Source organism: Bacillus cereus group sp. MYBK108-1, from assembly GCF_051917185.1.
Taxonomy (GTDB): domain Bacteria; phylum Bacillota; class Bacilli; order Bacillales; family Bacillaceae_G; genus Bacillus_A; species Bacillus_A cereus.
The window spans coordinates 88,811-115,405 of record NZ_JBQAHZ010000009.1; the positions used below are offsets into that span (position 1 = coordinate 88,811).

Consider the following 26,595-nt stretch of genomic DNA (forward strand, 5'->3'; position numbering starts at 1 on the left):
ATTCCGTTCTATAATTTTAATCAATTTTATATTTTCATTAGATAACTCGAAACTCTAATTAGTACGGCTTTTTCAAACACCCAGCTCCACCTAACTGTTTTGCTTTACAGCCAAATTTTGAGGCGGAAGTTTTACTGCTTTCGAATAGCTAGATAGATCTTTCACCCATATATTCATATCTTCCAACTTATCGAAAATGTAGCAATTATTCGCCAGTCTTCCTGTATACGTATAGCCTAATTGATGAAAGGCAGCATTCATTCCGAAAGAAAGCGATCGAGCAATTGTATAGGAGCAGAAAATAGATCTTTCTTGAAGTTCTTCCTCTAATTTAATTAGTAAACTTTTCATAAATCCATGTTTACGGTATTCAGGTAAAGTAGCACAATTCGTTAATTCTGCATTCCCTTCCTTTATGTTCATTTCTGCAGATGCTGTACTAATAATTTTCCCCTCAAATTCATACACGTAGTAAATTGTATCGTCTTCTTTCATCGTCTGTAATACATAACTCGCTTCATTTAAAGGTGTCGGATACACTTCAAATACTTTTCCGAATACAGTTGCTAATTCTTCTGCATCTTCTTCAGTCGCTTTTCTCAGCAAAAATTTCTCTGGAACTACTTTTTCTTTTATTTCTTTTCCTTTTACACCGCTTAATATAGTATCTTCCTCAATCCAATGCATACTATTTCGTCTTTCATCATTATTATATTTCACAAAAAAGTATGCATCGTGTCCTTGAAAATAATGAGGTATCGTTGCTTCCAACAAAAAACCGAAAGAGAGCCATGTTGAAACATGCTCTCCCTTTCCTTTAATAATACATTTAGTGAAAGAATGTTTCTCTGCTAGTTCGTCAATTGTCTGTATAATACTTTCAACATTTCCTGTATAGTGATCTACCCGAATACGCTTATTAAAATAATCTAAAACACCTTCTACTGTATAACAATTCGTCTGTTCTCTAAAAGATTCATAGTATTTCATTTTTTCACCTCACACCAATCTAGTAATGTACATGCAATAATTTTTGCGGCAGCTATCATTTTATCAACTTCTATATATTCGTTTGGATAGTGTGCTACTTTCGTCTCTCCTGGACCAAATACTATTGTTGGTACGTTTGCAATTTGTGTAAATAAACCTCCATCAGTCCCCCACGGAGATGCTTCAATAATTGGTTCGTTCCCTTCGATTTCAACAAAGTTGTGATGAAGTGTCGTAATGAGTTCATGATTCTCTTCTAGTTCACCAGGAACCCATCTCGCTCCAAACCATTCTACTTCTACTGGATTTTCAACAAACCAATTGTCCACATCATTTAATTCAGCAATCCAATTCTCAAACTCTTCTTTTGCCGCCTCTATAGTCTCATTCGGCGCAACACCGCATCTTCCTTCTAAAATTAATTCATCGGGAACAGAACTTGGCCAACTCCCTCCTTCAATTTTCCCAATGTTAATTGGAATTGGAATCGGAATTTCTTTAAATAACGGATCTGTAATTCGACTATTTCTTTTCTCCTCTAGCTTTCTTACATGTTCTATAACAAACATACTTTTTTCAATTGCACTAACCCCTTCATAGCGCGTTCCACCGTGTGCAGCTTTCCCTTTTACACGTAGACGAAACCACATGGAACCTTGTTGTTTCGGGAAAAACTTCATATTAGTAGGCTCCGGAATAATGACACCATCTGCCTTATATCCTCGTAATATAGTTGCTAATGTCCCTGCTCCGCCACTTTCCTCTTCTATTACACTTTGAAAATAGATGTCTCCTTTTAATTCAATGTTAGATTCAATAATCGCTTCCATCGCAAGCATAAGTGCGACATTTCCGCCCTTCATATCCGTCGTTCCACGGCCATATATACGATTTCCGATTTTCTCACCGCTATAAGGATGATGTTCCCACTGATTCACATCCCCTTCTGGAACTACATCAATATGCCCATTCAATATCATAGATTTCCCGTCGCCACTTCCTTTTAAAGTTGCTACAATATTTGGGCTATCTGAAAAACTTGTACGGGGTGATACAAAATAAGGATGATCTTTCATTTTAGAAAAAGAAGGCTCCCATATATCGAGCTCTAAACCTAATTCACGTAATTTTTCAATCACAATTGCCTGCGCACCGCTTTCATCACCAGATACGCTCTTTTCTTGAATTAATCGTTTTAAAAATTTCACACTTTCCTCTTCATGGCTCTCAATATAATCACAAACTTGCTTTTTTAATTGCTCCATATATTACATCTCCCTTCATTCAATTACTAGTAAGTTAGAACTAATTTGAAAATCAGCTTCTGTATGTCGTTTTACATCTTCTACTGTGTATGGGCTCATTAATTCTTGTAATATAAGTCCACTCGGAGTTACCTCCATGACTGCCATATCAGTAATAATTAAATCTACACATTTCTTTGAAGTTAATGGCAATGTACACTCTGAAACAATTTTTGCATTTCCGTACTTATCAACATGATTCATCACAACAACGACCCGCTTCGCTTTTTGTGCTAAATCCATTGCTCCACCAATACCTGGAACACGTTTTCCAGGTACAATCCAGTTTGCTAAATCACCATTTTCACTTACTTGTAATGAACCAAGAATCGTTATGTCTAGCAAACCTTTTCGAATCATCCCAAACGCTGTGCAGCTATCGAAATAACTCGCTCCTGTTATAAGAGAAGTTGGTAAACCTGCTGCATTACACAAATTTTCATCTTCATTCCCTTTACTTGGCGTTGGTCCCATGCCGACGATTCCATTTTCCGCATGAAACATAACATTTATATCTTCAGGCAAATGATTTGGTACAAGCGATGGTATGCCAATACCTAAATTTACAATCATACCATTTTGTATTTCTTTCGCCGCACGCCTAGCAATCTTATCCCTCACTTCTACGCCCATACCCATTTCCAGTTCACTCCTTCCGACGGTACAATATAATTTACGAAAACACCTGGAACGACAATTTCCTCTGGATCTAAACTTCCAAGCGGGACTATTTCTTCTGCTTCTACAATTGTTATATCCCCAGCCATAGCTACATGGGGATTCATATTTCGTGCACTTTTGTCAAATACAAGGTTACCAAACGGATCTGCCTTTTTCGCATATACAATTGAAACTTCAGCAGTTAATGCTGTTTCAACTAAGTAGGTCTTACCATTCATTTCAACTGTTCGTTTTCCCTCTTCCACAATCGTATCAACACCAACATCAACTAAAACACCACCAAGACCAACGCCACCAGCGCGAATACGCTCTGCTAATGTTCCCTGCGGAGAAAACTCAATTTGTAACCTTCCCTCGTTTAGTTGCCTTCCTGCATTTGGATTGGAGCCAATGTGAGAAGTAATTATTGATTTAACTCTTTCATTTGTAACAAGACGACCGATACCTACATCAGGAAATCCAGTGTCATTTCCAATTAAATTTAAATTTGTAACGCCTTTTTCTAAAATTGCCTGTATTAAAGATGGAGGGGATCCAATCCCTCCAAATCCCCCAAACATCAATGTCATATCATCATGGAACAAAGAAATTACTTCCTCAATTTCTTTTAATTTACCGAATGTATTTGTAATAGTTGTCATGCGATACTATGCCCTCCTTTTTGCATCATCTCTTCCACACTTTTAGAGAAAATTGAAAGTAATTCATCTAACTCGGAATATGTAGTTGTCATTGGCGGTGCTACAAGCAGTGCACTATCTTCTTTTCCTGCTTGCCCTGAAACTGCTTGGTATAACAGCAGACCATTTTTAGCTGCAACTGAAATAAGCTCTGACGCTTTTGTAAACGGTTGCAATTCTACTCCGATTAGCAACCCTTTTCCGCGCACATCAGCAATGATTGTCGATTGTTGCTGAACTTTCTGTAAGCCTTTTATTAAATACTCTCCCTTTTCTGCTGTTTTTTCAGGAAGATTATGTTTCTCCATATATTCAATAACAGCTAAAGCCGTTGCTGCAGACAATGGATTTGCACTTAACGTATGACCGCTCATTACTGAACGTGATCCACGTAATATTGGTTCCATAACACGATCACTTACAACTGTCGCTGCCATCGGTGTATATCCCGCTCCTAACCCTTTACCAAGTGTCATAATATCCGGCTCTACGCCCCAATGCTCCATCGCAAACCATGCTCCAGTACGACCGAGCCCAGTCATTACTTCATCCGCAATAAATAAAATATCGTAATGGTCGCAAATCTCTTTAATGACTTTATAATAGTCTTTCGGCGGAACAACCGCGCCTCCAGCTGCTCCGATAATCGGCTCAGCAATAAAAGCAGCAATATGCTCTGCACCAATTCTTTCAATTGATCTTTCTAGTTCAGTCGCACATGCCAGCTGACAAGTTGGATATACCTTTTGAACAGGACATCTGAAACAATATGGAGCTGGTATAGTCGGATAATCTTCCAAAATAGATACGAAACGTTGTCTACGTAGTGGATGCCCAGACATCGATAAAGCACCCATCGTAATACCGTGATAACTCATCCATCTTGATAAAATTTTATGTTTCCCTTGAATACCTCGCTCTTGAAAATGCTGAATTGCAATTTTCATAGCTGTTTCATTCGCTTCCGTGCCACTATTTACAAAAAAACTCCAGTTCAAATCTCCTACACTTAAATCACTTAACTTCTTCGCTAATTTTTCAGCTGGTTCACTCGTAAACTGTGATCTATAAACGAAAGCAATCTCCTCAGCTTGCTTTTTAATAACGTCTGCAATCTCCTTTACGCCATGCCCAATACCTGCCGTAATTGCTCCTGACGAACCATCAAAATATTTATTGCCATTTTGATCATACAAATAAACACCTTTTCCATGTGAAATCATTGGATACGGCTGACCAACAAGTGGTTTAATTAAGTAATCGCGCATAGCGCTCCCCCATTTCTCCAATTTGTATATATATATGAAGAAAATTGACGTTTCTTTCATAAAAAAGAATCCTCTGCAAAAGCAGTGAATTTATCAAAAAACTATTATAAAATATACAAATGAGTGCTTAAAAATTTTTATAAAACAGAAAATTCAGAACTAAAAAACCGAAGACCAACCCTTTTCTATACGCCCAAATAACCCTCCTTTTTATATGAAATGACTACATCACCAAATGTTTTTATAGCATAATGCCAACTGTCCTTAAATGCCGACATTCTGTACACTTCGACGGAACTCCCGTTAAACTCCTTCCTATTATCCTACTTTAAATTGCATATTTTAAAACAAATTTCGACACCCACCTTACTAATCAATTCAGATTCCTATTCATTATGTAAACTTTTCAGTTTTAAACTATAAAAAAAGAACCGATTAACCACACTAATCAGTTCGTCATGACGCTCTCTTATGGGTTAATACTGTCAATTGCTAAAATAAATAGAAAAATGAAGTTTACAAATTCATCCTACAGCCTATAACACAAAACCTTTTCATAACTTCATTCACAATTACTATCGGGATATCCCTATCCCGAAGTGGCACTCCTTTCCTCAGATTCAAAGTATCTTTCCTTTATAATTTATGTAGGACAATTATCACTTTGTATGTGTATTTGCCTATAATTAAAAAAATCCCTAGTTTTCTAGCGATTTTTGGACATGTATTCAATATGTTAATTGAAATGCACTTTCAATTTGGCATTTATTTTACTTTCGTACAGTCATATGTACTGCTTTACTCTGCGAAATTCTCGTAAGCACCAGCACCTCTTTATGAAAACATATTTGTTGTCAATTTTTAATTTTCCCTTTATAAAATCATTTTTTTTGCATAACCGCTTTCTTGCTTCGCATATAGTTTTAATGATGACAAAGGAGGAATGTTCATGTCTCAATCTGAAATCGAAAAATATGGACAAGAAGTTACACAATACGAACAACTCGCACGTTACTATCAGTTTCGTAATCCTAAAAAATATATAGAATTATATATGAAATATTACGATGCACTATCAAAACTTGTACAGGCGTATGAAACAAGAGACTCACAAGAAGCTGCTTTACCGTCACATATAAGAATTTTTCATGCCGATCCAAATATACCAGCGGTTGACATTTTAGTAAACGGACAAAAGGTTATTAAAAATATTTCATTTAAGCAATTCAGCCCTTATTTATCATTAGTGCAAGGTAAATACCGTATAGATATTGTTCCTGTCGGAAATGAAACTCCAATCTTTTCAGCGTTGGTACCAATAATGGGAAATCATACTTATACTCTTGCTGCAATAAATAGTGATAATCACCTACAATTACAGCCTATACTTGATAATACACATTTACCAGCTGGTCAAGCCAAAATACGGTTTGCACATTTCTCTCCAGATACCCCTGTTGTAAACGTAGATTTAAAAGATGGGGATCATTTATTTGAAAATGTACTCTTTAAACAAATAACAGATTTTTTGCAAGTTAGCCCTGGTACAGCAGATATTGAAATTTCACTCGCAGATAATAAAAACGTTTTATTGACTATACCAAAATTCAATGTTGAACCAAATGTTATTTATACAATTTCAATAGTAGGTTATTCAACTAAAGATCCTAAATTAGAAGCCGTTATACTCACAAATTAAAACAGTCTACACCATTCATTTGGTGTAGACTGTTTATTTTTGAAATGCAATTTGAAATTCTGTCCAATCGTTATCTGATCGACACATAATGGATCCATTATGTTTTTCCACAATTTGTTTACATACAAATAATCCAATACCAGTTCCTAACTTTTTAGTAGTTACAAATGGTTCAAAAATCGTTTCTACATTTTCAGCTGGAATCATTGGTCCATTATTTTTTATCACAATTCGAATAGCTTGATCTTCTTCAAATACATCAATGATAATTTTTCGTTCTTCTTTCATTGATTCAAGAGCATCAATTGAATTCATTAATATGTTTAAAAATACTTGTCTCACTTCACTCCGATAACCAACAAGCGGAATTGGATACGGTAAATTCTTTTCAATCAAAACATTCGCATTGACCAAACTCGGATATAAGAATTGTATAATGTCTTGAAACAAGTCATTAAGCCAAAACCGTTCCGATTCATTCCACATTTCTTTTTTCGATACGAGTAAAAATTGCGAAATACGAAAATTTAATTGATCTAATTCATGCGAAATAATATCTAAATACGATAAACTCGGATGATCCGCCTTTAATAATTTAACAAACCCCATAATGGAAGTAAGCGGATTACGAAATTCATGTACAAAACTAGCTGACATTTGCCCTAAAATCGTCAGCCTTTCTTTATGTGTTTCGTTAATATATTGCTGTTTTTCCTCTAAATTCTTCGATATAATTTCCGAGTATTTTAAAACGGTATAATAAATTAATTTGTCAAAACAAGTATGTATTTTTGCCATAATTGGTTTCAATTCACGAGCGCTAACATCTAATTCACACATCGCTTCGAAAAGTTCATTTCTTCCCACGTTTGCGTTATAAACAAAATCTCCAATATTCGCATCTGCTCCAGCACGTTCAATAGCAATTTTCTCACATAACGGTTGAAGATAATTTATATCTTTATCTTCCATAGTAAGTTCGATAATTAACTCTAGTAAATCCTCTCCATTTTGAACTACTTCTAGTTTAAATGGATCTTTTTCGGAAATTATCATTTTGTTTTTCCAGTTCTCTACGAATTGGTGCCTATTGTTTTTCAAGTGTGAACAAAATATTTCTTTAATATCCTTATCGATTGGAAAAACCTCCATTCCCTCCATTTCCATACGACGAATACCCTTTATATTTTGAATATTAACACAAAAAATACGATTCGTTAATAGATTTTTGTCACATTTTGTTAATTTCTGTTGATAAAATTATTTTTTCTTTCTTATTTAACTAATTGTATACAAATCCCCTTTTTCCTTCACATATTTTCATTATTTCCGTAGTCAAAACGACTTTTTTTGCATCATTTTTAATTCTTGCGTACAATAGAAAATGAAAGGTGTGAAAAATATGGTAAATAAAAATGTGGAAGATTATCTCCAAGAAGGCATTTACGGCCAAAAGCAAAACAAACCAGAAGAACGTAATATGTATTTAACTACATTACGTGAGCGTGTGGAAATCGCTTTAACAATCGGTCAAGTAATGCAAAGTAATGTATACTCTGAAGTGGCGGGTAGCATGCGCTCTTCTCAATCATTACAACTCCTCCTAAATGGTGGCATTGCTTACCCACATTTATCAAAATACATTAAATTAGCAAACGAAAAAAATGTTCCTTTTACAATTGTTCAAAATAAAGATACAAAAACACCAATCGGTTTAGTATTAACTCATGCTACTGCTATAGATAAAGAACAAATTTATGTAGAAGATACTATTTTCAAACAAGAAATGAAGTAAAAGTTACACTTAATTAAATAGTTACTAGAAGCGTAAAAAACGAGTATGGAATCGTAAACATTTCCTACTCGTTTTTTAGTGCAAGTTTTAAGTTTTTCCACTTTATTTTTTAATACATACTAATTTCATTTCTGTCATTTCTTCTATTGCATATTTAATTCCTTCGCGTCCCGTGCCACTTTCTTTCACACCACCATAAGGCATATGATCTACTCTGAACGTTGGAATATCATTAATCATGACACCACCAACCTCTAGCTCATCAATTGCACGCATTGCTTTAAATAAATTATTTGTAAATACTCCTGCCTGTAAGCCGTAACGCGAATTATTTACTTGCTCAATCGCTTCATCAAATTCTTTAAATGTATTTACTGTCATGAGTGGACCGAATACTTCTTGGCACTGCACAGATACATGATCTGGAACATTTGTTAATACAGTCGGTTCAAAAATTCTTGCATCCTGCTTCTTACCACCACATAAAACAGTTGCTCCTTCCTTAATTGCTTCTTGAACCCACATATCAATTCGCTCTACATCTTTTTTTGAAATTAAAGCTGATACATCCGTTTCCTCAAGCAATGGATCACCAACAACAACTGATTCCATCGCTTTCTTTAGCTTTGAGAGAAATTCATGTATTTTCGTTTCATGTACAAAAACACGTTGTACTGAAATACAAACTTGCCCATTATTAACAAATGCTCCCCATTTTACACGTTCAATTATTTCATCTGTTAACTCTACATCTTCATCAATAATAACAGCAGCATTTGAACCTAGTTCTAACGTAACTCGTTTTAGCCCAGCCTTTTGTTTTATTCCGATTCCAACTTTTGGACTTCCGGTAAAAGTAATAGAAGCAACGTAATCATTTTTGACGATTGCCTCACCAACCGTGGGGCCAGGGCCAGAAATGATATTTAAAGCTCCATTTGGCAATCCTGCCTCTTCAAATAACTCAACTAATGCATACGATGATAATGGCGTTTGATCAGCTGGCTTTAATACAACTGTATTTCCGGCAGCGATTGCTGGTCCAACTTTATGCGCTACTAAATTTAATGGGAAATTAAATGGTGTAATAGCCCCTATAACCCCAATCGGCTTTCGGATTGTATATGCAATACGCCCATCTGCACCAGGTGCGGCGTCTAATGGCAATGTCTCACCATATATACGCTTCGCTTCTTCAGCTGCAAATTTGTATGTTTGAACAGTACGATCTACTTCTCCCCTTGCAGCACGTATTGGTTTTGCAGCTTCTTTTGCAATAATCTCTGCAAATTCTTCTCTTCTTTCATCCATTTTTTGTGCAACTTTCTCTAAAATAGTCGCACGATCATATGCAGATAATTTATTCATTTTTGTCATTGCATTTTTTGCAGCGGTAACAGCCTCTTTTACATCTTCTTCCGTGCCTTGTGCAATTTCCGCTAATGTTTCTTCAGAATATGGTGCGTATAATGGTTTATACGTGTTTACAGATTTCCAATCTCCATTTATATATAAATGCTTTTTCATAATTCTTCTCCTTCCAAATATATGTATACAACAATACTTCACCTAGTGAAAGGTTCAACTTATGTCATTGTATCATAGCCCCTATGCCTCAAAAAACATTATGCTCAAAAAAACTCTGCTATATAGCAGAGTTTACGAGCTAATTTGCTCTTGTAACGAAATTTGTTTTTCATCTTCTAAAATAACAATCGATTCTACTATCTTTGTAACTTCTAATCTTTTTATATAATGTCCATCTAATTCTTTCACACAAAACTTATAATTTTCAATTTCAATGGAATCCTCTTCAGCAATCTCTATATTCTTCGTTAAAATCCAACCACCGATTGTATCAACACCATCATCATCAATCCCTAAACCAAATAACGTATTCACTTCACTAACAAGTACTTTTCCCTCTAGTATCGTCTTCGTTTCACTAACTTGTTGAATTTCTGGCTGCTCATCCGTATCAAACTCATCCTGAATATCTCCAACAATTTCTTCCAGAATATCTTCAACAGTAACAAGTCCAGATGTTCCACCATATTCATCTATCAATATAGCAATATGTGTTCTTTCTTTTTGCATTTTTAAAAACAAATCATGAATTGGAATAGAATCGATAACTAAAATAATTGGTCTCATATATTGCTCTACTGTCTTCTTATTAACAGCTTTATGTTGTACAAATTCAGTAAAAATATCTTTAAAATTCACAAAACCTATTACGTGGTCTTTGTCGCCATCAACAACTGGATACCTTGTATATTTTTCACGAGACATTTTTTGCAAAGCTTCTTCAGCAGGCATCTCTTTACTTATAATATTCATTTCAGTTCGAGGTACCATTATTTCTTTTGCAATCCGATCATCAAATTCAAAAATTTTATTCACATATTTATATTCAGATTGATTAATCTCACCATTTCTATAACTTTCTGAAACTAACAACCGTAATTCTTCTTCTGAATGAACCTCATCATGCCCCTTCGGCGGTTTCAGCCCTAGCAGCTTCGTAATGATTCGAGCTGAACCATTTAATAGCCAAATGAATGGGAATGCAATACGATAAAAGAAAATTAACGGTTTAGAAACAAGCAAACTCACTTGTTCAGATTTTTGAATTGCAAATGTTTTTGGGGCCAATTCCCCTATTACAACATGTAAAAAAGTAATTAACAAAAATACTAAAATTACAGCAAAAATGTCTGCTAGTTGAGTAGAGATATTCCAATTTGCAAAAAGCGTATCAAACATTTGCTTTAACGCAGGTTTACCAAACCACCCAATTCCTAAAGCTGTAACAGTAATTCCTAGCTGACAAGCAGATAAATATTCGTCTAAGTTTGTAATGACTGTTTTGACCGATGTTGCACGATTATTTCCTTCTGCAATTAAATAGTCAATTCGTGAACTTCTCACTTTAACAATTGCAAATTCTGCTGCAACGAAAAATGCCGTTAAGGCAATTAAAACAATCACTATACTTATACTATATATGTCCAAATACTTTTCCTTACTTACTTTGTAAGCAAGGAAGCCACCTCCTACTTAATTTTATTCAAGTGAAGTAAGCATTCTAATACTCTAACAAAATTCTACATTAGCAACCACCTTTTTATATATTATATGCATACATAAAAAAGATATTTATCATTATGATAATCTAATTCATTTACACTCGTCAAATTATTCTAAATGTTACGATAAGACATTTTTATTTAAAAGAACTATTCTCCTCAACTCAATTTCGTGAAAAAACACTTTCTTTGCCGATTCCACACTTCTTTTGTCGCACTAGAAGGGAACTTACTTCATAGCTCGAAATCATTCAACAGGATATATATAGGAGGGATTATTTTGGAATATAAAACACCATTTATCGCAAAGAAATTAGGTGTTAGCCCAAAGGCTGTTGTCCGGATCGCGCAACAATTAAATCTTACGATAGAGAAAAACAAATATGGCCACTTTATTTTCACACAAGAGGATGTCGATCAAATGTTAGAACACCATCGATTTCAAATAGAGCAATCTCAAAATTCTCAATCTACTCAAAAGGCTTCCTCAAATGAAGTTGAGGAATTAAAAACTCAAGTTAATACAATTGTTCAAAACATATCATCGAATGATTTTGAGCAATTAGCTAATCAATTAAACACTATTACGAGAAGACTTGATCGAATGGAAGAACAAATGCAAGATAAGGCAAATGATGTCGTCACGTACCAACTTTTACAACACCGTCGTGAAATGGAGGAAATGTTAGAGCGAATTCAAAAGTTAGAAGCTGCCCTAACGAAAGAAGAACCCATTTATATTACTCCGGATTCAAAACCAACATATGAACGAGAAAAGAAACCGAAGCGCCGCAAAATGATTTTTAGTATATTTGGATTATAATTTTTAGACCCTTATTAAAATAATAAGGGTCTTTTTTAATGAAGAGTTATATCCTATACAAATATTATTCTCTTTATTATACATATTCACTTCGCTTTATTTCGTTAACATAATATTTTTACTGTATTCTGTAATTAATGCCTGTGCATGAGCATTCCCTTGAATCACATCACGAAATTCTTTTAAAGAATACAAATGCGTAACCCCTTTTCGAGCATGAATTCTTACTGGTACACCTTGTAAAGTATCATGAAACTGAAAAGGATTATCTATTGGTTCAATTGGAAAACCAAGTGTAAGTAAATACATATACATTCTTTTTGTTACTGCTGCAATGTACCATTCAGCTTTTGTTTCTAACGCATGTATAAATAAAATAGCTGTTAGCCTTTTGAAATGTCCTCTTCCACGAGACGTTTTCGAAATACTTAACTTGCCTATTTCATATACATTCTTCAAATCTTTTACTAAATCATTTTTAGAAAACGGATAGAAAAACTCAGAATTCGATTGTTCAGGTACCGTATACTTAATACATTCTACTGTACCAATAGGATGTTCATCTTCTATTAATAAAAATCGTGATGGATTTAAATTACGTTCTACGAACATTAAGTTTCTTTCTTCACAAAAATCTCCCCATAGTTGCTCGAACCCAAAATGTTCTTCCTTTGTTTGAACACGCTGGAACATATTTAACCGCCTTTCCCATCGCCGCTCTGTTTTTTTGATAACGCTTTCACTATCTATCATATAAGAACAAATCTTCGTATGCAACTAAAAATATTTATGACTTATTATATTCTGCAAAATGAATTAGATTCCAATTTAATCGACTTTTATCCCGCGCTCACATTCCTTTTAATAACACATTTGTAGCACTTTTCAAATCTAAATTACACTACGTTTCTTTCCATACAGCATATAATTCTTCTTAATCTAAAGAAATCCTTTATGAAAAAGGATTTCTTTTACTTCTTAATGCTTTTTAGCCATTTTTCAAAAATTTGTACCATCCCATGTTTTCCAGCTAATTTCTCTTCCCCTTGTTTCGTCTTATATGGATATAACTGCAAGAAAACACCGCATCCAGACTCAATTTTTTTACTATGCATATGGCTTCCTGGATATACACAAATGACTTCATAAATTGACCTTCGATAATAGACTCGCTTTCCATCCTGTTCTTCTACATACTTTATAGACCAGTACTTATACATTTGCTCAGTTGCTTTCGTATTTCCGACGTGCTGAAAAATATTGTACATTGGACTATACTTCACTTCAATAATAATAGAAGATTTATATACGTATTTCCCATCTTCTTTTACATAACAGTCTAAGCGAATATCTGGCTTCTTCGTATCCTCACCATTGTAAAAATTACTACCTTTACTTAATGCAATAAGAGGATGTGTTTCAATTAAGTCATTAAATGCGACATGCACCTTTATATCATCTCGTTCTAAAACTACTGTCGTTCCATCTTGTAATCCATCTACATAAAAATGTTCTTGTATTTGTTCACGGATGGAGTTTCTAGCCTCAAAACCAATTTGCTCTAAAAGTGAAATAACGATAAAAAAAGCGTAATATTCATACACTAAAAACGTTGGCTTATAAACAAATAATAATGATGGAGATTGATCCGTATATTGCGGGAGTACTTCTAAATGATGTAGTAATTGTTGATGTGGTATCGATAAATCATGTAAGTTCATGTTACTTGTTTCAGTAACTTCCCTCCAAAATGAAGAGTGCATTAACATTTGAAAGTATTGTACATTTTCATGCACAATATGCGCCAATATTTTATATTCTTGTATTTTCATTGAGCTCTTTCGTAAATCGGCTTCTTTTAGTAAATGTATATTTTTATATTTTTGCTTCTCTCTATCGGTTACTGATCCATTACGCTCAATTGTTTGTATAATCGTTTTTACAGCTTGAAACTCTTCTGATTTTTTCTTTTTTTCTCTTTCTAATATTTCAATTGTTTGACGTAAAAAACTTTTAGCTTCAATTAAATAATGATAAAATTGCATCGCTTTATATTTAAGAAATGCATTTTCCTTACTATTTTTTTGTTCCATAAACTTACGATTATAATGTTTGGTATAAGGTTTTCGTTCTGCCACTATAGTTCCTTTTCTTGTTGGCTTTCGCTCTTTTCCTTCCCATTTATATTCATTTATAAATTTTGAGCTTGATTCTATTTTCTTAAAGATTTGCTTTATCATTTTCATTTTTTGCGGTAACTTTCTAAGTAACACTAAATAAGAAGAATCCTCAATATCGCTAAGTGCAGAGAAGGTTTTTTTATAGTAACCTCTATCCAAAATCAACTCATTTAAAATTGACTTCACATAGTCTTGAATCATTTCAAATTGATCATCAAAAAAGTTTTTCGGTACGATTTGAAATGCGCCATAATACGTTGTATCTTCTATACGCACTTCAAAATGGTATAGACCACAGCGCCATGGATAAAAGAATTCTGTTTTCCCGTGTTCATATATTAATACTCTTTGTTTTTTTTCATTTATTTCATATTGAGCCTCTTTTATATTTTTCTGTCCCTCATATACTTTATTCCATATAAAAGTAATATTCATTGGGATCTCATAATTGTACTGCAATCTTATTGGTTTTAATTCTTGTACTTTATAAATACATTGAACTAATGCTGTAGTAGATGTACAAAGACGATTTAATAAAATATAATCTCCTTTCCCCTCATTTCCAATGATTAACTTTAATACAAAAGGGAGCGTTTCATTCGTATCAACGATTTTTGTTTCATAACGCCCTTCATTTTGCATATCCATACAACTCCAGTTCTCTACGTTTTTCTCGTATATATGCTAAAGAATGTTCAAATGTAGATACTCTGTTTGCAAGTGTAGATTGCAAAAGAGGTACTAAGGTCGCCCCCCTTTTTGCTTCTTCAGAAAGTAAAGGCCCAACCATCATTTCGGTCCCTCTGATTTTCGTCAATACACGCTGCTTTATTTGTAAATCAAACCCCTCTTCTCTACTAATCATATAGGTATGGTTATTTTGAAACGGTATGTTTTGCAAATAAGTCGCAATTGCATTTGCACATCGGAAAGAAATTCCCTTAGACGCGTCATGTGATGACAATACGACATGCAACTTATCTAATAGCTCTAATTCTTCTTCAGAAAACACTTCAATCATCGCTTTATTTCTCATCCAATTTATCCGAAATTCTCCCGCCGTTACTTTCAAAGGTGGATGTAATACGACTTTCCCCTGTTCCATGCCCATCTCACAAAACGGAATTTTCTGTAACGTTATTAGGTTCGTTCGGTCTAATAATCGATCAGAGAGCTCTTTCGTTGTTTCATCAAAATTTACAGTACCTATAAATATAATATTTTCTCCAATTTCAATTGTTGATGGAATTGAATTCTCTATGTCCTGTACACCCTCATACAAGTTTAAAATACGATTTTTTGTTTCAAGTTCAAGAACAGATAGAAACGGAGTAAACCAATGCTCAATATGAGACATGTTCATTTCATCAAAAACGATTATATACAGTTGATTTGGATTTTCTTTCGCCTTCATTAACGTCCTAACTAACTTCGCTTCAGATTCAATAAAAGTACCATTTGGATGAAGGTAACCAAGTAAATCATGTGGTTCTTGATACGATGGCGAAATTGGAATCCAAACCAACTCTTCCCCATACTGTAACCCTAATGCTTCTGCATAAGTTTGCACAAAACGTGATTTCCCAACGCCCGGTATACCACCAAGAATCGTTAACATATTTGTTTTTACACTTATATGGAAATTATAAATATCCGTTTCATCCAAATATAACCCTTTATTATGCACCATACTTTGTACATACTGTAAAAAGGACGATTCACGCTCATCCCATTCCCATTCATCTTTTTGTATTTTTATATCCTCTACTTCAACTAGCTTACCTTCTTCATGCATTCGTTTTTTTAATTGCTCATATACATAATCACTTACAAAATATAATTGATCTTCTACCGCTATTTCTACATACTTCGTCCAGTCACTGCAGTTTATATATTTACATTCACGTTTCTGTTCAAAATAGGCGATTGAGCTAATTGATGACTTTAGGGATATGTTTCCGTACAATCTTCCATCGTGCCACAATAATTCGGGAGGCTCAAAGTCTTTCGGAAATTTTGGCATAAGAAATGATAAATAACCGTTGCTAAGTTTTCGCTCTAAAGATTCTCTTTTTTTATGATTTGTAACTTTAGGTGCCGGAATCATTTTATAGCTGCTTGCTATTTCTTTCGGTTCTTCTGTACATATTAACTCCACGTATACATTTCCTCTTTCATAATAAAGACGAAACATTACTAATTGCTTTTCTAATTTCCTCTTCTTTAATTCCGAAAAAATTTTTTCATTCTTTTTATTGCTACATAACCCTTCAAATACATATGGTTCATTTGTAAATTGTTCCTGTAAAGTGAATGGTATTGGCGATAAGCATTGTACAAAAAAATTCTCTCCACTCTTCTCTTTCTCAGCTTTTGTAAATTTCCCTAAAAATCTCATATAGTACATTCGTTTTATAAAACTTGGCTGAAGAGCTTTATGTAATTTCACCTTAGTCACCTTCTTTTTTCATACTATTCTTAGTGTATGAAAGAAACGAAAAACTAGAAATAAAAAACCTGACGTTATCCGTCAGGTTCAAAATAAAAACTTATATTAATGAGAAGGAAATGCTTTTTTCTCTTGTAAAATTGCATTATGAGCAATTTTCATTTTCGCAAGTACGTAACGTAATCGATCTTCAGCGTTTTCATCTTTACTTATTTGTAATTCCGCCAAATTTTCAACAGAACTTGCTAAATTTTCAATGACTCCTCTTAGTTCAGGATGATGATTAAAAAAAGATTCTTGCACTAATACTTTCCTTAACTCACTAGCTAAATCAATTATTCTAGACAACTGTTCTTTTTCTTCCATTCTCATCCCTCCTGAATATCTTATGTAGTAAATATTCTCTAAACAAAGAAAAAAGCCCTTTAAATGAAAAGGACTTTTTACATTTTTATATTTCCAGTTAATAACATATATATTGATGTGATAGCCGCAACAATAATTGCCCACATCACATACTTCTCTGCACCTACAAAGCAACGGTTCCCTTGTTCTTTTCTTGCAAACGTGTAAACAATAATTCCAATTCCATACACAATTGAAACGAGTAGTAAATTCTTTAAACCAGCTGCATAAAGAAGCCATACAGAGTAAATAGAAGCAATTAAAGCTAACGCTCCGTTTTTTAATTTAGCGTCTTTTAGTTCGTTTGTAATGACTAATTTAAATTGGAATAACGCTGATAATAAATATGGTAATAAAATTGATGTTGATGCAATGAAATACATAATTTGATATGTTGATTCCGAAAACAAAACGATGATAAATATAATTTGGGCAACACCATTTGAAATCCATAATGCCATGTGCGGTGTTTGCTTCTTATTTGTTTTCGTAAAGACTTTCGGAAATACGCCATCTTTTCCTGCTACATGAGAAATTTCAGAAACAAGTAAAAACCAGCCAATTAATGTACCGACAAGTGAAGCAACTAATCCGATGTTAATCGCAACTGCACCCCATGGACCAACAACGTGCTCTAATACATGTCCCATGGACGGAGTTTCTAACACAGAAAGTTCGCCTCTTGTCATAGCTCCCATTGACAGGACAGAAATTAAAATATAAATGGACATTACTAAAATAAGTCCCAATACTGTTGCCTTACCAACATCTCGACTATTCTTCGCTCTTCCAGATAATACAACCGCTCCTTCAACTCCAATGAAAACCCAAAGTGTTACAAGCATTGTATTTTTCACTTGACCAAGTATAGCGGAAAGTGAGATCGTTCCTTCTCCCCAAAAATCATGTGTAAATGTGTCCCAGCGAAAGGCTGTTACCATTACAACAATAAATAAAACGATTGGAACTAACTTCCCTATTGTTGCGATCACATTCATAATAGAAGCTTCACGGATTCCAAATAAAATTAAAAAATGAAGTGTCCATAATAAAAGTGATGCCCCAACGATAGACGCAACATTATTTCCTCCTTTGAAAATTGGAAAGAAATAACCTAATGTACTAAACAGTAACATAATTGTTGCGACATTACCTAAGATTCCTGCTAGCCAATATCCCCAAGCACTATTAAATCCAATATATTCACCGAAACCAGCACGTGCATAACTATAAATTCCACCTTCAAGTTCCGGTTTTTGTCTTGCTAACGTTTGATATACGAGCGCAAGTGGAATCATTCCCATCGCTGTAATACACCAGCCAATTATTATTGCACCACTGTTTGCTCCTACTGCTAAATCATGCGGTAAACTAAAAACACCGCCACCAACCATTGTTCCAACTACTAATGCGATTAATGGAAAAAATCCTAACTTCTTTTCTATTTGTACCACCCCATCTGTCATTCTAGGTGTTATGTTCGTTCAACTATTAAAGTCACCTTTTTCTCTAATAGACGTTTCTCTTATATTTTTTCAGGAAAACATTACTTATTCTAAAAGAAAATGAGCAAAAATGGAATACTTTTTTGAAAAAATGTATAAGTATGCACAAAAAAACCGCTCATTTTGTAATGAACGGTCATTTCAAACATATAAATTTGTATATTTCTTGTAAATTTAACGAAGTAACTTCTCTTTTTGTAAAAATTGTTTTGCGACTTCTTCACTACTTTTACCATTTACGTTAACTTCATAATTCATTTTTCGCATTTCTTCATCTGTAATCTTTCCAGATAATTTATTTAATACCTTTTCAAGTTCAGGATATTTCTGTAACGTTTCTTTTCTTAATAATGGTGCTCCTTGATAAGGTGGGAATAACCCTTTATCATCTTTCAGCACTTTCAGTCCGTATTGCTCCAATTCACTATCTGTTGAATATGCATCAATTACGTTAACATCTCCAGATTCAATTGCGCTATAACGCAGCTTCGGCTCCATCGTTTTAACATTCGAGAACTTATAGTTATATAATTTTTGCATTCCTTTATAACCATCTTCACGATCAGCAAATTCCAATGTAAATCCTACTTTGGCTTCCTGTGCAACATTCCCTAAATCAGAAATTGTATTTATATTCTTTTGATCTGCTATTTTTTTCGGCATAGCTAGTGCATATGTATTGTTATACTCCATTGGCTTCAACATAATCATATTATATTTCTTTTCCATTCCAATGCGAGCCTGCTCATATACTTCATCACGATTTGTACTCTTTGGTTCTTCTTTCACGAAAGTAGATAAAGCTGTTCCTGAAAATTCTGGGTATATATCTACTTCCCCTGATTTCAACGCTTCAAATACAAATGCTGTTTTTCCAAGACCTGGTTTTAATTGTACGTGTAAATCTGTATCTTGTTCAATAAGCTGCTTATACATTTGAATTAAAATTTCAGGTTCTGATCCAAGTTTGCCCGCAATAACAATATCTTTCTTTTCTGTACTCCAAAGAAATGGAGAAGCAATCATTATACAAACAATACATATCGTCAATATAACACGCTTAGAAGAGCGTTTCGGTCGTTCAAGTATGCGAAGTACTATATCAAAGAATAAAGCGAGTAACGCGGCTGGTACGGCCCCTAAAATGATAAGTGCATGATCATTTCGATCTATACCTAATAGTATAAGCTTACCGAGCCCACCAGCACCAATGAGAGCTGCTAATGTAGCCGTTCCAACAATTAATACCATCGCTGTACGAATACCGGCCATAATGATAGGCAATGCAAGAGGAAGTTCTACCTTCCACAATCTTCTCCAACTATTCATCCCCATAGCTTTCGCGGCTTCTATTAGAGATTCATCTAATTCCCTTATTCCTGTATATGTATTTCGTAAAATAGGTAATAGTGCATACACAACTAATGCGATAATCGCTGGAAGTTTTCCGATTCCTACTAATGGAATTAATAGTCCGAGTAATGCAAGTGATGGCACTGTCTGCATTACTGCAGAAGTTCCTATTATAAATTCAGCCATTCGTTCTTTTCTTGTTAATAAGATGCCAAGTGGCACCGCTATAATTACTGCAAAAAATAATGAAATAAGCGATATTTGTAAATGCTCACTTAATGCAGTTAGTAATTCTATTTTTCGTTCTTGGAACGTTTGTATAAAATTAGTCACTGTTTAGCCTCTTTCCTTCATTTGTTCAACAATGTAATTGACAATATGACGACTTGTTAACGCTCCAATATATTGACCGTTTTTTTCAACTGGAACGACCTCCTCATCACGCACACGAATTAACGCTTCTTGTAAAGAAGAATGTAATGATAGCGCCTGCCCTTCTAATTGCACACTTTGATCAAGCGGCAATACATCTGCTATACTTTTCCCCTGATACCAAGTTCGTCCGCGATTTCCAATAAACTCCTCTACAAATTCATTTTTCGGATTATGTATAATTCCTTCTGGTGTATCTAGTTGAACAACTTTTCCTTCTTTCATAATACAAATGCGATCTCCAAGTGATAATGCTTCTTGCATATCATGTGTTACAAATACGATTGTTTTTTGAATCTTTTTTTGCAACTGTACAATATCCTTCTGAAGCTGTTCCCTACTTAATGGATCTAACGCACTAAATGGTTCATCCATAAGAACGATTTTCGGGTTTGCAGCTAATGCTCGCACGACACCGACACGTTGTTTTTGTCCTCCTGACAATTCATCAGGCATACGATTTCGATAAATATCCGGATCTAATCCAACCATATGTAACAATTCATCGACGCGTGCTTTAATTTCTTTTTTGCTCCATTGCCTCATTTCAGGAACAATTGCAATATTTTCAGCAATTGTCATATGAGGAAACAAAGCAATCTGTTGCAACACGTATCCTATATCCCAACGTAATTCGTTTATATTATATTGTTGAATATCTTTTCCATCGATTAAAAGCGATCCTTCAGTCGTTTCGATTAAACGATTAATCATCTTCATTGTCGTTGTTTTACCGCATCCACTCGGACCGATGAGAACAAAAAATTCTCCCTTTTTAATTTCTAAATGCAATGAATCCACTGCTTTCGTGCCATCTTCATACGATTTTGACACATGATTAAATTGAATCACAAATACAACTCCTTTAATGTTGTTTCCTTTATTTTGATGGAATATGGCATTCATTTCAAATGATACGCTTTTAAATTAAAAAAGAGCTCACATTTGAGCTCTAACGGTCGAACAATATTGTTTTCATAATAGCAGCATATTCGCGAACATACATTTTTCTCTTAGAACGAATTGGTGTTTCAGCAGCTAGTGCCTCCATCTTCATGCCTAAACGCTTTGCAATTATTTTCGTTCGATATAAATGATACGTATTACTTACAACTACTGCATGTTTCACATTATATAAATCCATACTAAACTTTAAGTTTTCATACGTATTTGTAGATTGATCTTCTATTAAAATACGACTCTCATCTATACCGTGTACCATTAAATAGTTTCTCATGCTGTGAGCTTCCGGTATATCTTCATCTTCTCCTTGACCACCTGAAACAATTACTTTCGCTTCAGGATGGGAAAATAAATACTCCACCGCTACATCCAAACGATTTTGAAGAGATAAAGACGGTCTATCTCCAAATAACTTTGCACCCAGTATAAGAACGTACGGAGAGTGATAGCTCAACTTTTCACGAGCAACTTTGTTCATTCTAAACGTCATATAAATGATGTATAGTGGCGGTAATAATAAAATGATAAGAAAGATCCATTTGTTCATAAATAAGTTTGCACTCCCTTTCTTTTTATTATACAGAAAAAGAAAGGGCGGCAGAAGTGTTTTTTAAACGATTGATTTATTAGAAACATTCGCCGCTACTTTACGTTGTGATAGTACATAATAAATAGCGATTCCTAATGAGAAGATCAATATGCAGCTTAATACGTAAAACGGAAGCATTACTCCGGCTTTAGATACACCCGCTGTAAACAGCATTAATAATACAATTCGTATTCCAGTACCAATTAGGCGAAATAAGCTGTCTACACGTCCCATTACTTCGTTTGGAATTTCCTCCATCATCAATACATTTCTCGCCACTCTTGTACCCGCATTTCCAACTGCATGAAAAATTGCAAGTCCATATAAGAAAATTACGGAAGGTTCAATAAACATTGCGGTAATTGAAATTACATAAATGAACATCGTCATAACGATTGAAACTTCTGTTTTTACATATTTCATTATGAGTGGAATACAGATTCCTGCAACAACCGCTCCGACACCGTACATCGTGCCCTCTATTGCGTATACAGAGGCATTGGCTTTAAGTATATCCGAAATATAAACTGGTATTAAATAATTTGCCATCATAACGCCTATAAACGGCATATAAGTGGCCAGTAAGAACCAAAAGAGCTTAGGACGTTTTTTCATAAAGTGAATTCCTTCAAACAATTGCTTCTTAAATGTTATTTTTCTTTTCACTTCTTTTTTCTTTACGTACGGTATACATAAGAAAAGAAAAAATGCTCCAGCAAAAGTTAACATGTCTACTAACAAAATCCACTTCAAAGATACAATTTCAATTAAGAAGCTCGCAGCCGCTCCAGAAATAACTTGTGTTAACTGTCCTTGTATTTCCATCGTTCCACTTAAACTTTTATAATGTTCTGCTTGAAATATCTCTTGGTTGAACGCAAATATTGTAGGATAAAACAATAAATAGTAGAATGATCCGGCTATATAAATAAGAATATAGTGAATAGAATGATAAGGTTGCCCAGCAAATCCCCATATAACCATTATTCCGATTACGGCTATTCCGATTCCTTCGTTACATAGCAATAAAGATTTTCTTGAAAAACGATCAATACTTTGCCCAATGAATGGTGTTAATAAAAACATAATGAGGGTTGCAATGATAGAAACATAACCAAATGTTGTCTCTCCTCCACTCTCTTTAATTAACAGCCAAGGAATCGTTATCATAACAATTCCGGAACCAATAGCAGATAGACTATTGGCTCCTAGAATGTAATACAAGCGAGAATCATGATAAAGTGAGGACATATCACTCCACTCCTAGTTGTTTTTTCACCTCTTTATATACGCTCATATATGCTTTTAATTCTTTAACTACATCATGAATTAATGGTTTTGCATCTTCCCCAAGTTCACCATCTTGCACATGTAATCCATCAAGCACAACTTGTTTTGGAATTGCATTTGCATAAACACCTCTAGCGACCGTTCGCATGCTGTTTAATGCATTTATTCCACCTTTACCGCCACCAGCAACCGCTAACAACGCAACTGGTTTATGAATAAATTCACTACTACTTAAGTAATCTAAAGAGTTTTTCAGCGCACCGCTCATCGCATTATGATATTCTGGTGTACATAATACAACCCCATCCGCAGCTTTCACTAACGTTTTTAATTTTTTTACTGCCTCTAAATCACGTTGTGACTCTTCTCCATTGTATAAAGGTAACTCCTCAATTGCTAAATCATATAATTCCCCTTCAAATTGATCCGCAATATATTTTGCCACCACACGAGTTCGACCAAATTTTCTTGGTGTACCGTTAATAACGACTAGTTTCATGATTATTTCTCCCCTTTGTTTTCAAGTTCTACTTATATATTATCAGAAATTTCTATACAAAACACAATATAAAGAGTTAACTTGTTTCATAAAATAGTATGATAAACAAAAAAGAACTCATACTTTCGTATGAGTTTTGTACAATTACTTTGTTTCATCTCTCATGCTCAATGTACCTAAACTTTCATTTGCTTCAAAATGATTATATGCTTTTTCCGCTAATCTTTTCCGTTCTTCTGGTAATTCTATATATTTCATTACGTTTTCAATTATTTTTTCGTACGGAGTAAACACAATTCCTGGCCACTCTACCTCATCTTCTGGATTACTATTTTCGGAAATAATAAATTTCTTATTTGCGACTGCATAAGACACGCGAGGTGTTTCAAGAATTCCTGATAAATAAAAATGAATATTTAATATAATTTTAGCTCTAGCAATCAATTCATTTCTAACAATTCCCCACGCATTATTTTTAAAAACTATATTTAAATTCGGGGCAATCGCTTTTAGATGATCAAAAATAGCTTGTCGCCTCGGATTAAGAGCACCAATAAACAGAATATCAATATCTTCAATAATCTCATCTTCAAACGCATCTTTTTTTATTTCCAAAGTTGGAGCGTAGTTCATTTCTACATGTTTTATTTCTTTTCCTACCCCTTTTTGTTTAAGCCATTCTATATTTTGTTTACTATAATCCCAAATCACTCTATCTTTTAATAATATTAAATAAAGGGGGTGCGCATATGGACTTCCTTCGTATAGCTGTTCTAAATTATAAACAATTGCATCTTTCGGAAGAAGGTTCGGGTTATATGCGTATGTATGTGCTCCAAAAACAACTGTATTCTTTACATTTTCCAGTATTGTTTCTGATATAATTACTGTATTTCCCTCCTGCTCCAACCTCCACTTTAAAGCTCGCGCAACATCTATGAAACTACCGTATGTCTTTGGGCATATAAAAAGACAATAATCATATTCTTTATTCAAATAAACTTCCATTAATCTTAAATTATTTTTATATAGATCTACATCCGGATGTTTAAGTACCAACTCATTTGCATGTTTTCTTGCTACTTTATATAATCCAGCATAATAAGCAGCGATGCATCTTCTTAATTCGATTCTTTCCCGGTCCTCATCTAATACATCCATGTTTAAAAGAAGATTTGCGATACAATACGCTTTTAAATGATCACGATCATAATAATAGTCTAGTAGTGGCATCAATTCTTCATACGTATTTCCATGCACCGATTCTCCTAGTTCAATCGCCCATCGTATTAATTCCATGATTACTCCACTACTCCTTTAATCGAAAATGTATTTAATAAAATTTCGCATTATTCTCTACTATATTTGCTATATGAAATGGAATCTTTTCTTTTATCGATTCCAAATACTTTTGCGACACCGCCCCTAAATGTTTTTTATGAGGTATATAGAAAGCACTAATAGAAATTTCATAGTCAAATAAGTAATCATACACATGATAATCTACAAATAGTAGATCATCCTTTGGAAAAGGAATTTCCTTCCCTTGCAGAGCATACATCAAAGCAATATTGTTTTGAGATCGTAATCGATACAACCTTGCAAGTTGGTATAATGGTTCAGCCCGGGTTGGTCTATATTCCCAAGCTTTTTGAAAATAAAAAACAGCTAACGCTAAATATTGCTCTTCTTGCCCTTTAACAGTTTCTTTTTCATCAGCATCTGTCACTTCATTTTGTTTATTTGCTGAACGATTTGCTAACTGCTCATAACAAAATCCTATTCGCAATAACGAATAGAATACCTCTTCAACCCATCCTCCTGCTTCCACACGTTTTTTATACCATTTAATTGAATTCTCAAATTGACTTAAATGAAAATAAGTCTGAGCTAAATAAAATAAATATCTTATATGCAAATCTGGCGTTGTTTCTGGGTCGTTTATTCCCTGTAACAACAACCTCTCATCTCTTTCAAATTTATCAGCTTTGCTCCCGCCATCTCCGGGATCATTCACGACAAGAGTCTCTAACCGAGCTACCCTCGTATTGTAATTCGCTCCAACTTTTGAACGATCTATATCCCAATACTCATGAGTAACACCGACAGATTTCCATGGTAAAGAAGCTTTTAAAAGACGTGTAAGCCAATATTTAATATGAACATCATATTGTAATGTAAGATAATGATCTTCCGTTAAGCTCGTTTTATCGAAATTCGGATCAACCTCTAAAATCATATCCGCATCTAATATTAATAAATAATCTGCTTCTGGGTATGTTTTTTGCGCTAACGAAACAGCTAAGCTTCTGTTATAACCAAAGTTTTTAAACGGCTCATGATGAACCGTCCCAGGTATCTCATTTTCCTTACACCAATTTTCAATAATTTCAGGCGTATTATCCGTCGATCCAGTATCACAAATAGAAACAAAGTCTACAATTGATTTTGTTGCATTTAAACATCTTTCCATAATTCTAGACTCATTTTTAACGATCATACAAAGACATAACTTTTTTTCTTCCTTTACAGACTTCACTTGCTCATTTCCCATTTAACCACCTCATATTTTATTAACACGCTCTTCTCATATGTAACAAC

Annotated in this window: 23 protein-coding genes; 3 read left to right on the forward strand and 20 right to left on the reverse strand. The window is 34.2% G+C overall.

Annotated elements, in window-relative coordinates; genetic code table 11:
- Positions 1-90 precede the first annotated feature (90 nt).
- Genes ablB through ACTFSL_RS14910 form a run of 5 tightly spaced genes read right to left on the reverse strand, consistent with a single transcriptional unit; the run spans position 91 to position 4,923 of the window.
- A complete protein-coding gene (gene ablB, locus ACTFSL_RS14890; protein ID WP_000878594.1) occupies positions 91-990 on the reverse strand; it encodes a putative beta-lysine N-acetyltransferase in 900 nt (299 codons plus the stop codon).
- Complete coding sequence (locus tag ACTFSL_RS14895; RefSeq protein ID WP_000436698.1) at positions 987-2,255, reverse strand: peptidase; 1,269 nt, start codon at positions 2,253-2,255, stop codon at positions 987-989. Before ACTFSL_RS14895 ends, ablB begins: the two co-directional genes overlap by 4 nt.
- A 15-nt stretch (positions 2,256-2,270) precedes the next feature.
- Positions 2,271-2,933 carry a CoA transferase subunit B gene (locus ACTFSL_RS14900; RefSeq protein WP_000525293.1) on the reverse strand — a complete coding sequence of 221 codons (663 nt, stop codon included), beginning with the start codon at positions 2,931-2,933 and terminating at the stop codon, positions 2,271-2,273.
- Positions 2,918-3,616, reverse strand: a complete 699-nt coding sequence (atoD, locus tag ACTFSL_RS14905) for an acetate CoA-transferase subunit alpha (protein ID WP_000208102.1) — start codon at positions 3,614-3,616, stop codon at positions 2,918-2,920. The genes ACTFSL_RS14900 and atoD overlap by 16 nt, the downstream gene beginning before the upstream one ends.
- The gene (locus ACTFSL_RS14910; RefSeq protein WP_001205882.1) at positions 3,613-4,923 is read right to left on the reverse strand and encodes an aspartate aminotransferase family protein; all 1,311 of its coding nucleotides are present in this window, start codon (positions 4,921-4,923) and stop codon (positions 3,613-3,615) included. The genes atoD and ACTFSL_RS14910 overlap by 4 nt, the downstream gene beginning before the upstream one ends.
- A gap of 949 nt (positions 4,924-5,872) precedes the next feature.
- Here ACTFSL_RS14910 and ACTFSL_RS14915 point away from each other — a divergent pair.
- Complete coding sequence (locus ACTFSL_RS14915) at positions 5,873-6,622, forward strand: DUF4397 domain-containing protein (protein WP_000083284.1); 750 nt, start codon at positions 5,873-5,875, stop codon at positions 6,620-6,622.
- A gap of 33 nt (positions 6,623-6,655) precedes the next feature.
- Here ACTFSL_RS14915 and ACTFSL_RS14920 read toward each other — a convergent pair whose 3' ends face one another.
- The gene (locus tag ACTFSL_RS14920; protein WP_000425086.1) at positions 6,656-7,789 is read right to left on the reverse strand and encodes a BA2291 family sporulation histidine kinase; all 1,134 of its coding nucleotides are present in this window, start codon (positions 7,787-7,789) and stop codon (positions 6,656-6,658) included.
- Between the two features lie 235 nt (positions 7,790-8,024).
- On the opposite strand from ACTFSL_RS14920, the gene ACTFSL_RS14925 reads away from it, so the two are divergent.
- Positions 8,025-8,417 carry a YueI family protein gene (locus tag ACTFSL_RS14925; protein WP_000247558.1) on the forward strand — a complete coding sequence of 131 codons (393 nt, stop codon included), beginning with the start codon at positions 8,025-8,027 and terminating at the stop codon, positions 8,415-8,417.
- A 102-nt stretch (positions 8,418-8,519) separates the two neighbouring features.
- Here ACTFSL_RS14925 and ACTFSL_RS14930 read toward each other — a convergent pair whose 3' ends face one another.
- Together ACTFSL_RS14930 and ACTFSL_RS14935 are read right to left on the reverse strand one after the other, a co-directional pair.
- Positions 8,520-9,944: an aldehyde dehydrogenase family protein gene (locus ACTFSL_RS14930; protein WP_000716453.1), complete on the reverse strand. Its 1,425-nt coding sequence runs from the start codon at positions 9,942-9,944 to the stop codon at positions 8,520-8,522.
- Between the two features lie 132 nt (positions 9,945-10,076).
- Positions 10,077-11,432 carry a hemolysin family protein gene (locus tag ACTFSL_RS14935; protein WP_000356250.1) on the reverse strand — a complete coding sequence of 452 codons (1,356 nt, stop codon included), beginning with the start codon at positions 11,430-11,432 and terminating at the stop codon, positions 10,077-10,079.
- A 354-nt stretch (positions 11,433-11,786) separates the two neighbouring features.
- Between ACTFSL_RS14935 and racA the strand changes: the two genes are divergently transcribed.
- Complete coding sequence (gene racA / locus ACTFSL_RS14940) at positions 11,787-12,329, forward strand: chromosome-anchoring protein RacA (protein ID WP_000456023.1); 543 nt, start codon at positions 11,787-11,789, stop codon at positions 12,327-12,329.
- Between the two features lie 96 nt (positions 12,330-12,425).
- Here racA and ACTFSL_RS14945 read toward each other — a convergent pair whose 3' ends face one another.
- From ACTFSL_RS14945 to ACTFSL_RS15000, 12 genes are all read right to left on the reverse strand, one after another.
- Positions 12,426-13,022, reverse strand: coding sequence for a hypothetical protein (locus ACTFSL_RS14945; protein WP_000487796.1), 597 nt, complete (start codon positions 13,020-13,022; stop codon positions 12,426-12,428).
- A 278-nt stretch (positions 13,023-13,300) separates the two neighbouring features.
- Positions 13,301-15,151, reverse strand: coding sequence for a hypothetical protein (locus tag ACTFSL_RS14950; RefSeq protein WP_440041929.1), 1,851 nt, complete (start codon positions 15,149-15,151; stop codon positions 13,301-13,303).
- Entirely contained in the window at positions 15,141-16,958 is a 1,818-nt protein-coding gene (locus ACTFSL_RS14955; protein WP_440041930.1) for an AAA family ATPase, read from the reverse strand. The genes ACTFSL_RS14950 and ACTFSL_RS14955 overlap by 11 nt, the downstream gene beginning before the upstream one ends.
- 105 nt (positions 16,959-17,063) lie before the next feature.
- Positions 17,064-17,324, reverse strand: coding sequence for a hypothetical protein (locus tag ACTFSL_RS14960; protein ID WP_000391445.1), 261 nt, complete (start codon positions 17,322-17,324; stop codon positions 17,064-17,066).
- Positions 17,325-17,401: 77 nt separating this feature from the next.
- A complete protein-coding gene (locus ACTFSL_RS14965; protein WP_000129444.1) occupies positions 17,402-18,829 on the reverse strand; it encodes a basic amino acid/polyamine antiporter in 1,428 nt (475 codons plus the stop codon).
- Between the two features lie 213 nt (positions 18,830-19,042).
- Entirely contained in the window at positions 19,043-20,554 is a 1,512-nt protein-coding gene (locus ACTFSL_RS14970; protein WP_000181014.1) for an ABC transporter permease/substrate-binding protein, read from the reverse strand.
- Between the two features lie 3 nt (positions 20,555-20,557).
- Complete coding sequence (locus tag ACTFSL_RS14975) at positions 20,558-21,505, reverse strand: ABC transporter ATP-binding protein (RefSeq protein ID WP_226368535.1); 948 nt, start codon at positions 21,503-21,505, stop codon at positions 20,558-20,560.
- Positions 21,506-21,605: 100 nt separating this feature from the next.
- Positions 21,606-22,163, reverse strand: coding sequence for a YdcF family protein (locus tag ACTFSL_RS14980; RefSeq protein WP_001045715.1), 558 nt, complete (start codon positions 22,161-22,163; stop codon positions 21,606-21,608).
- 63 nt (positions 22,164-22,226) lie between these two features.
- Entirely contained in the window at positions 22,227-23,456 is a 1,230-nt protein-coding gene (locus ACTFSL_RS14985; RefSeq protein WP_440041931.1) for an MFS transporter, read from the reverse strand.
- Position 23,457: 1 nt separating this feature from the next.
- Positions 23,458-23,994 (reverse strand): NADPH-dependent FMN reductase, encoded by a 537-nt coding sequence (locus ACTFSL_RS14990; protein WP_000780355.1) that lies wholly within the window; start codon positions 23,992-23,994, stop codon positions 23,458-23,460.
- Between the two features lie 144 nt (positions 23,995-24,138).
- A complete protein-coding gene (locus tag ACTFSL_RS14995) occupies positions 24,139-25,293 on the reverse strand; it encodes a hypothetical protein (RefSeq protein ID WP_000420431.1) in 1,155 nt (384 codons plus the stop codon).
- 34 nt (positions 25,294-25,327) lie between these two features.
- Complete coding sequence (locus tag ACTFSL_RS15000; RefSeq protein ID WP_000526219.1) at positions 25,328-26,548, reverse strand: glycosyltransferase; 1,221 nt, start codon at positions 26,546-26,548, stop codon at positions 25,328-25,330.
- Positions 26,549-26,595 lie beyond the last annotated feature (47 nt).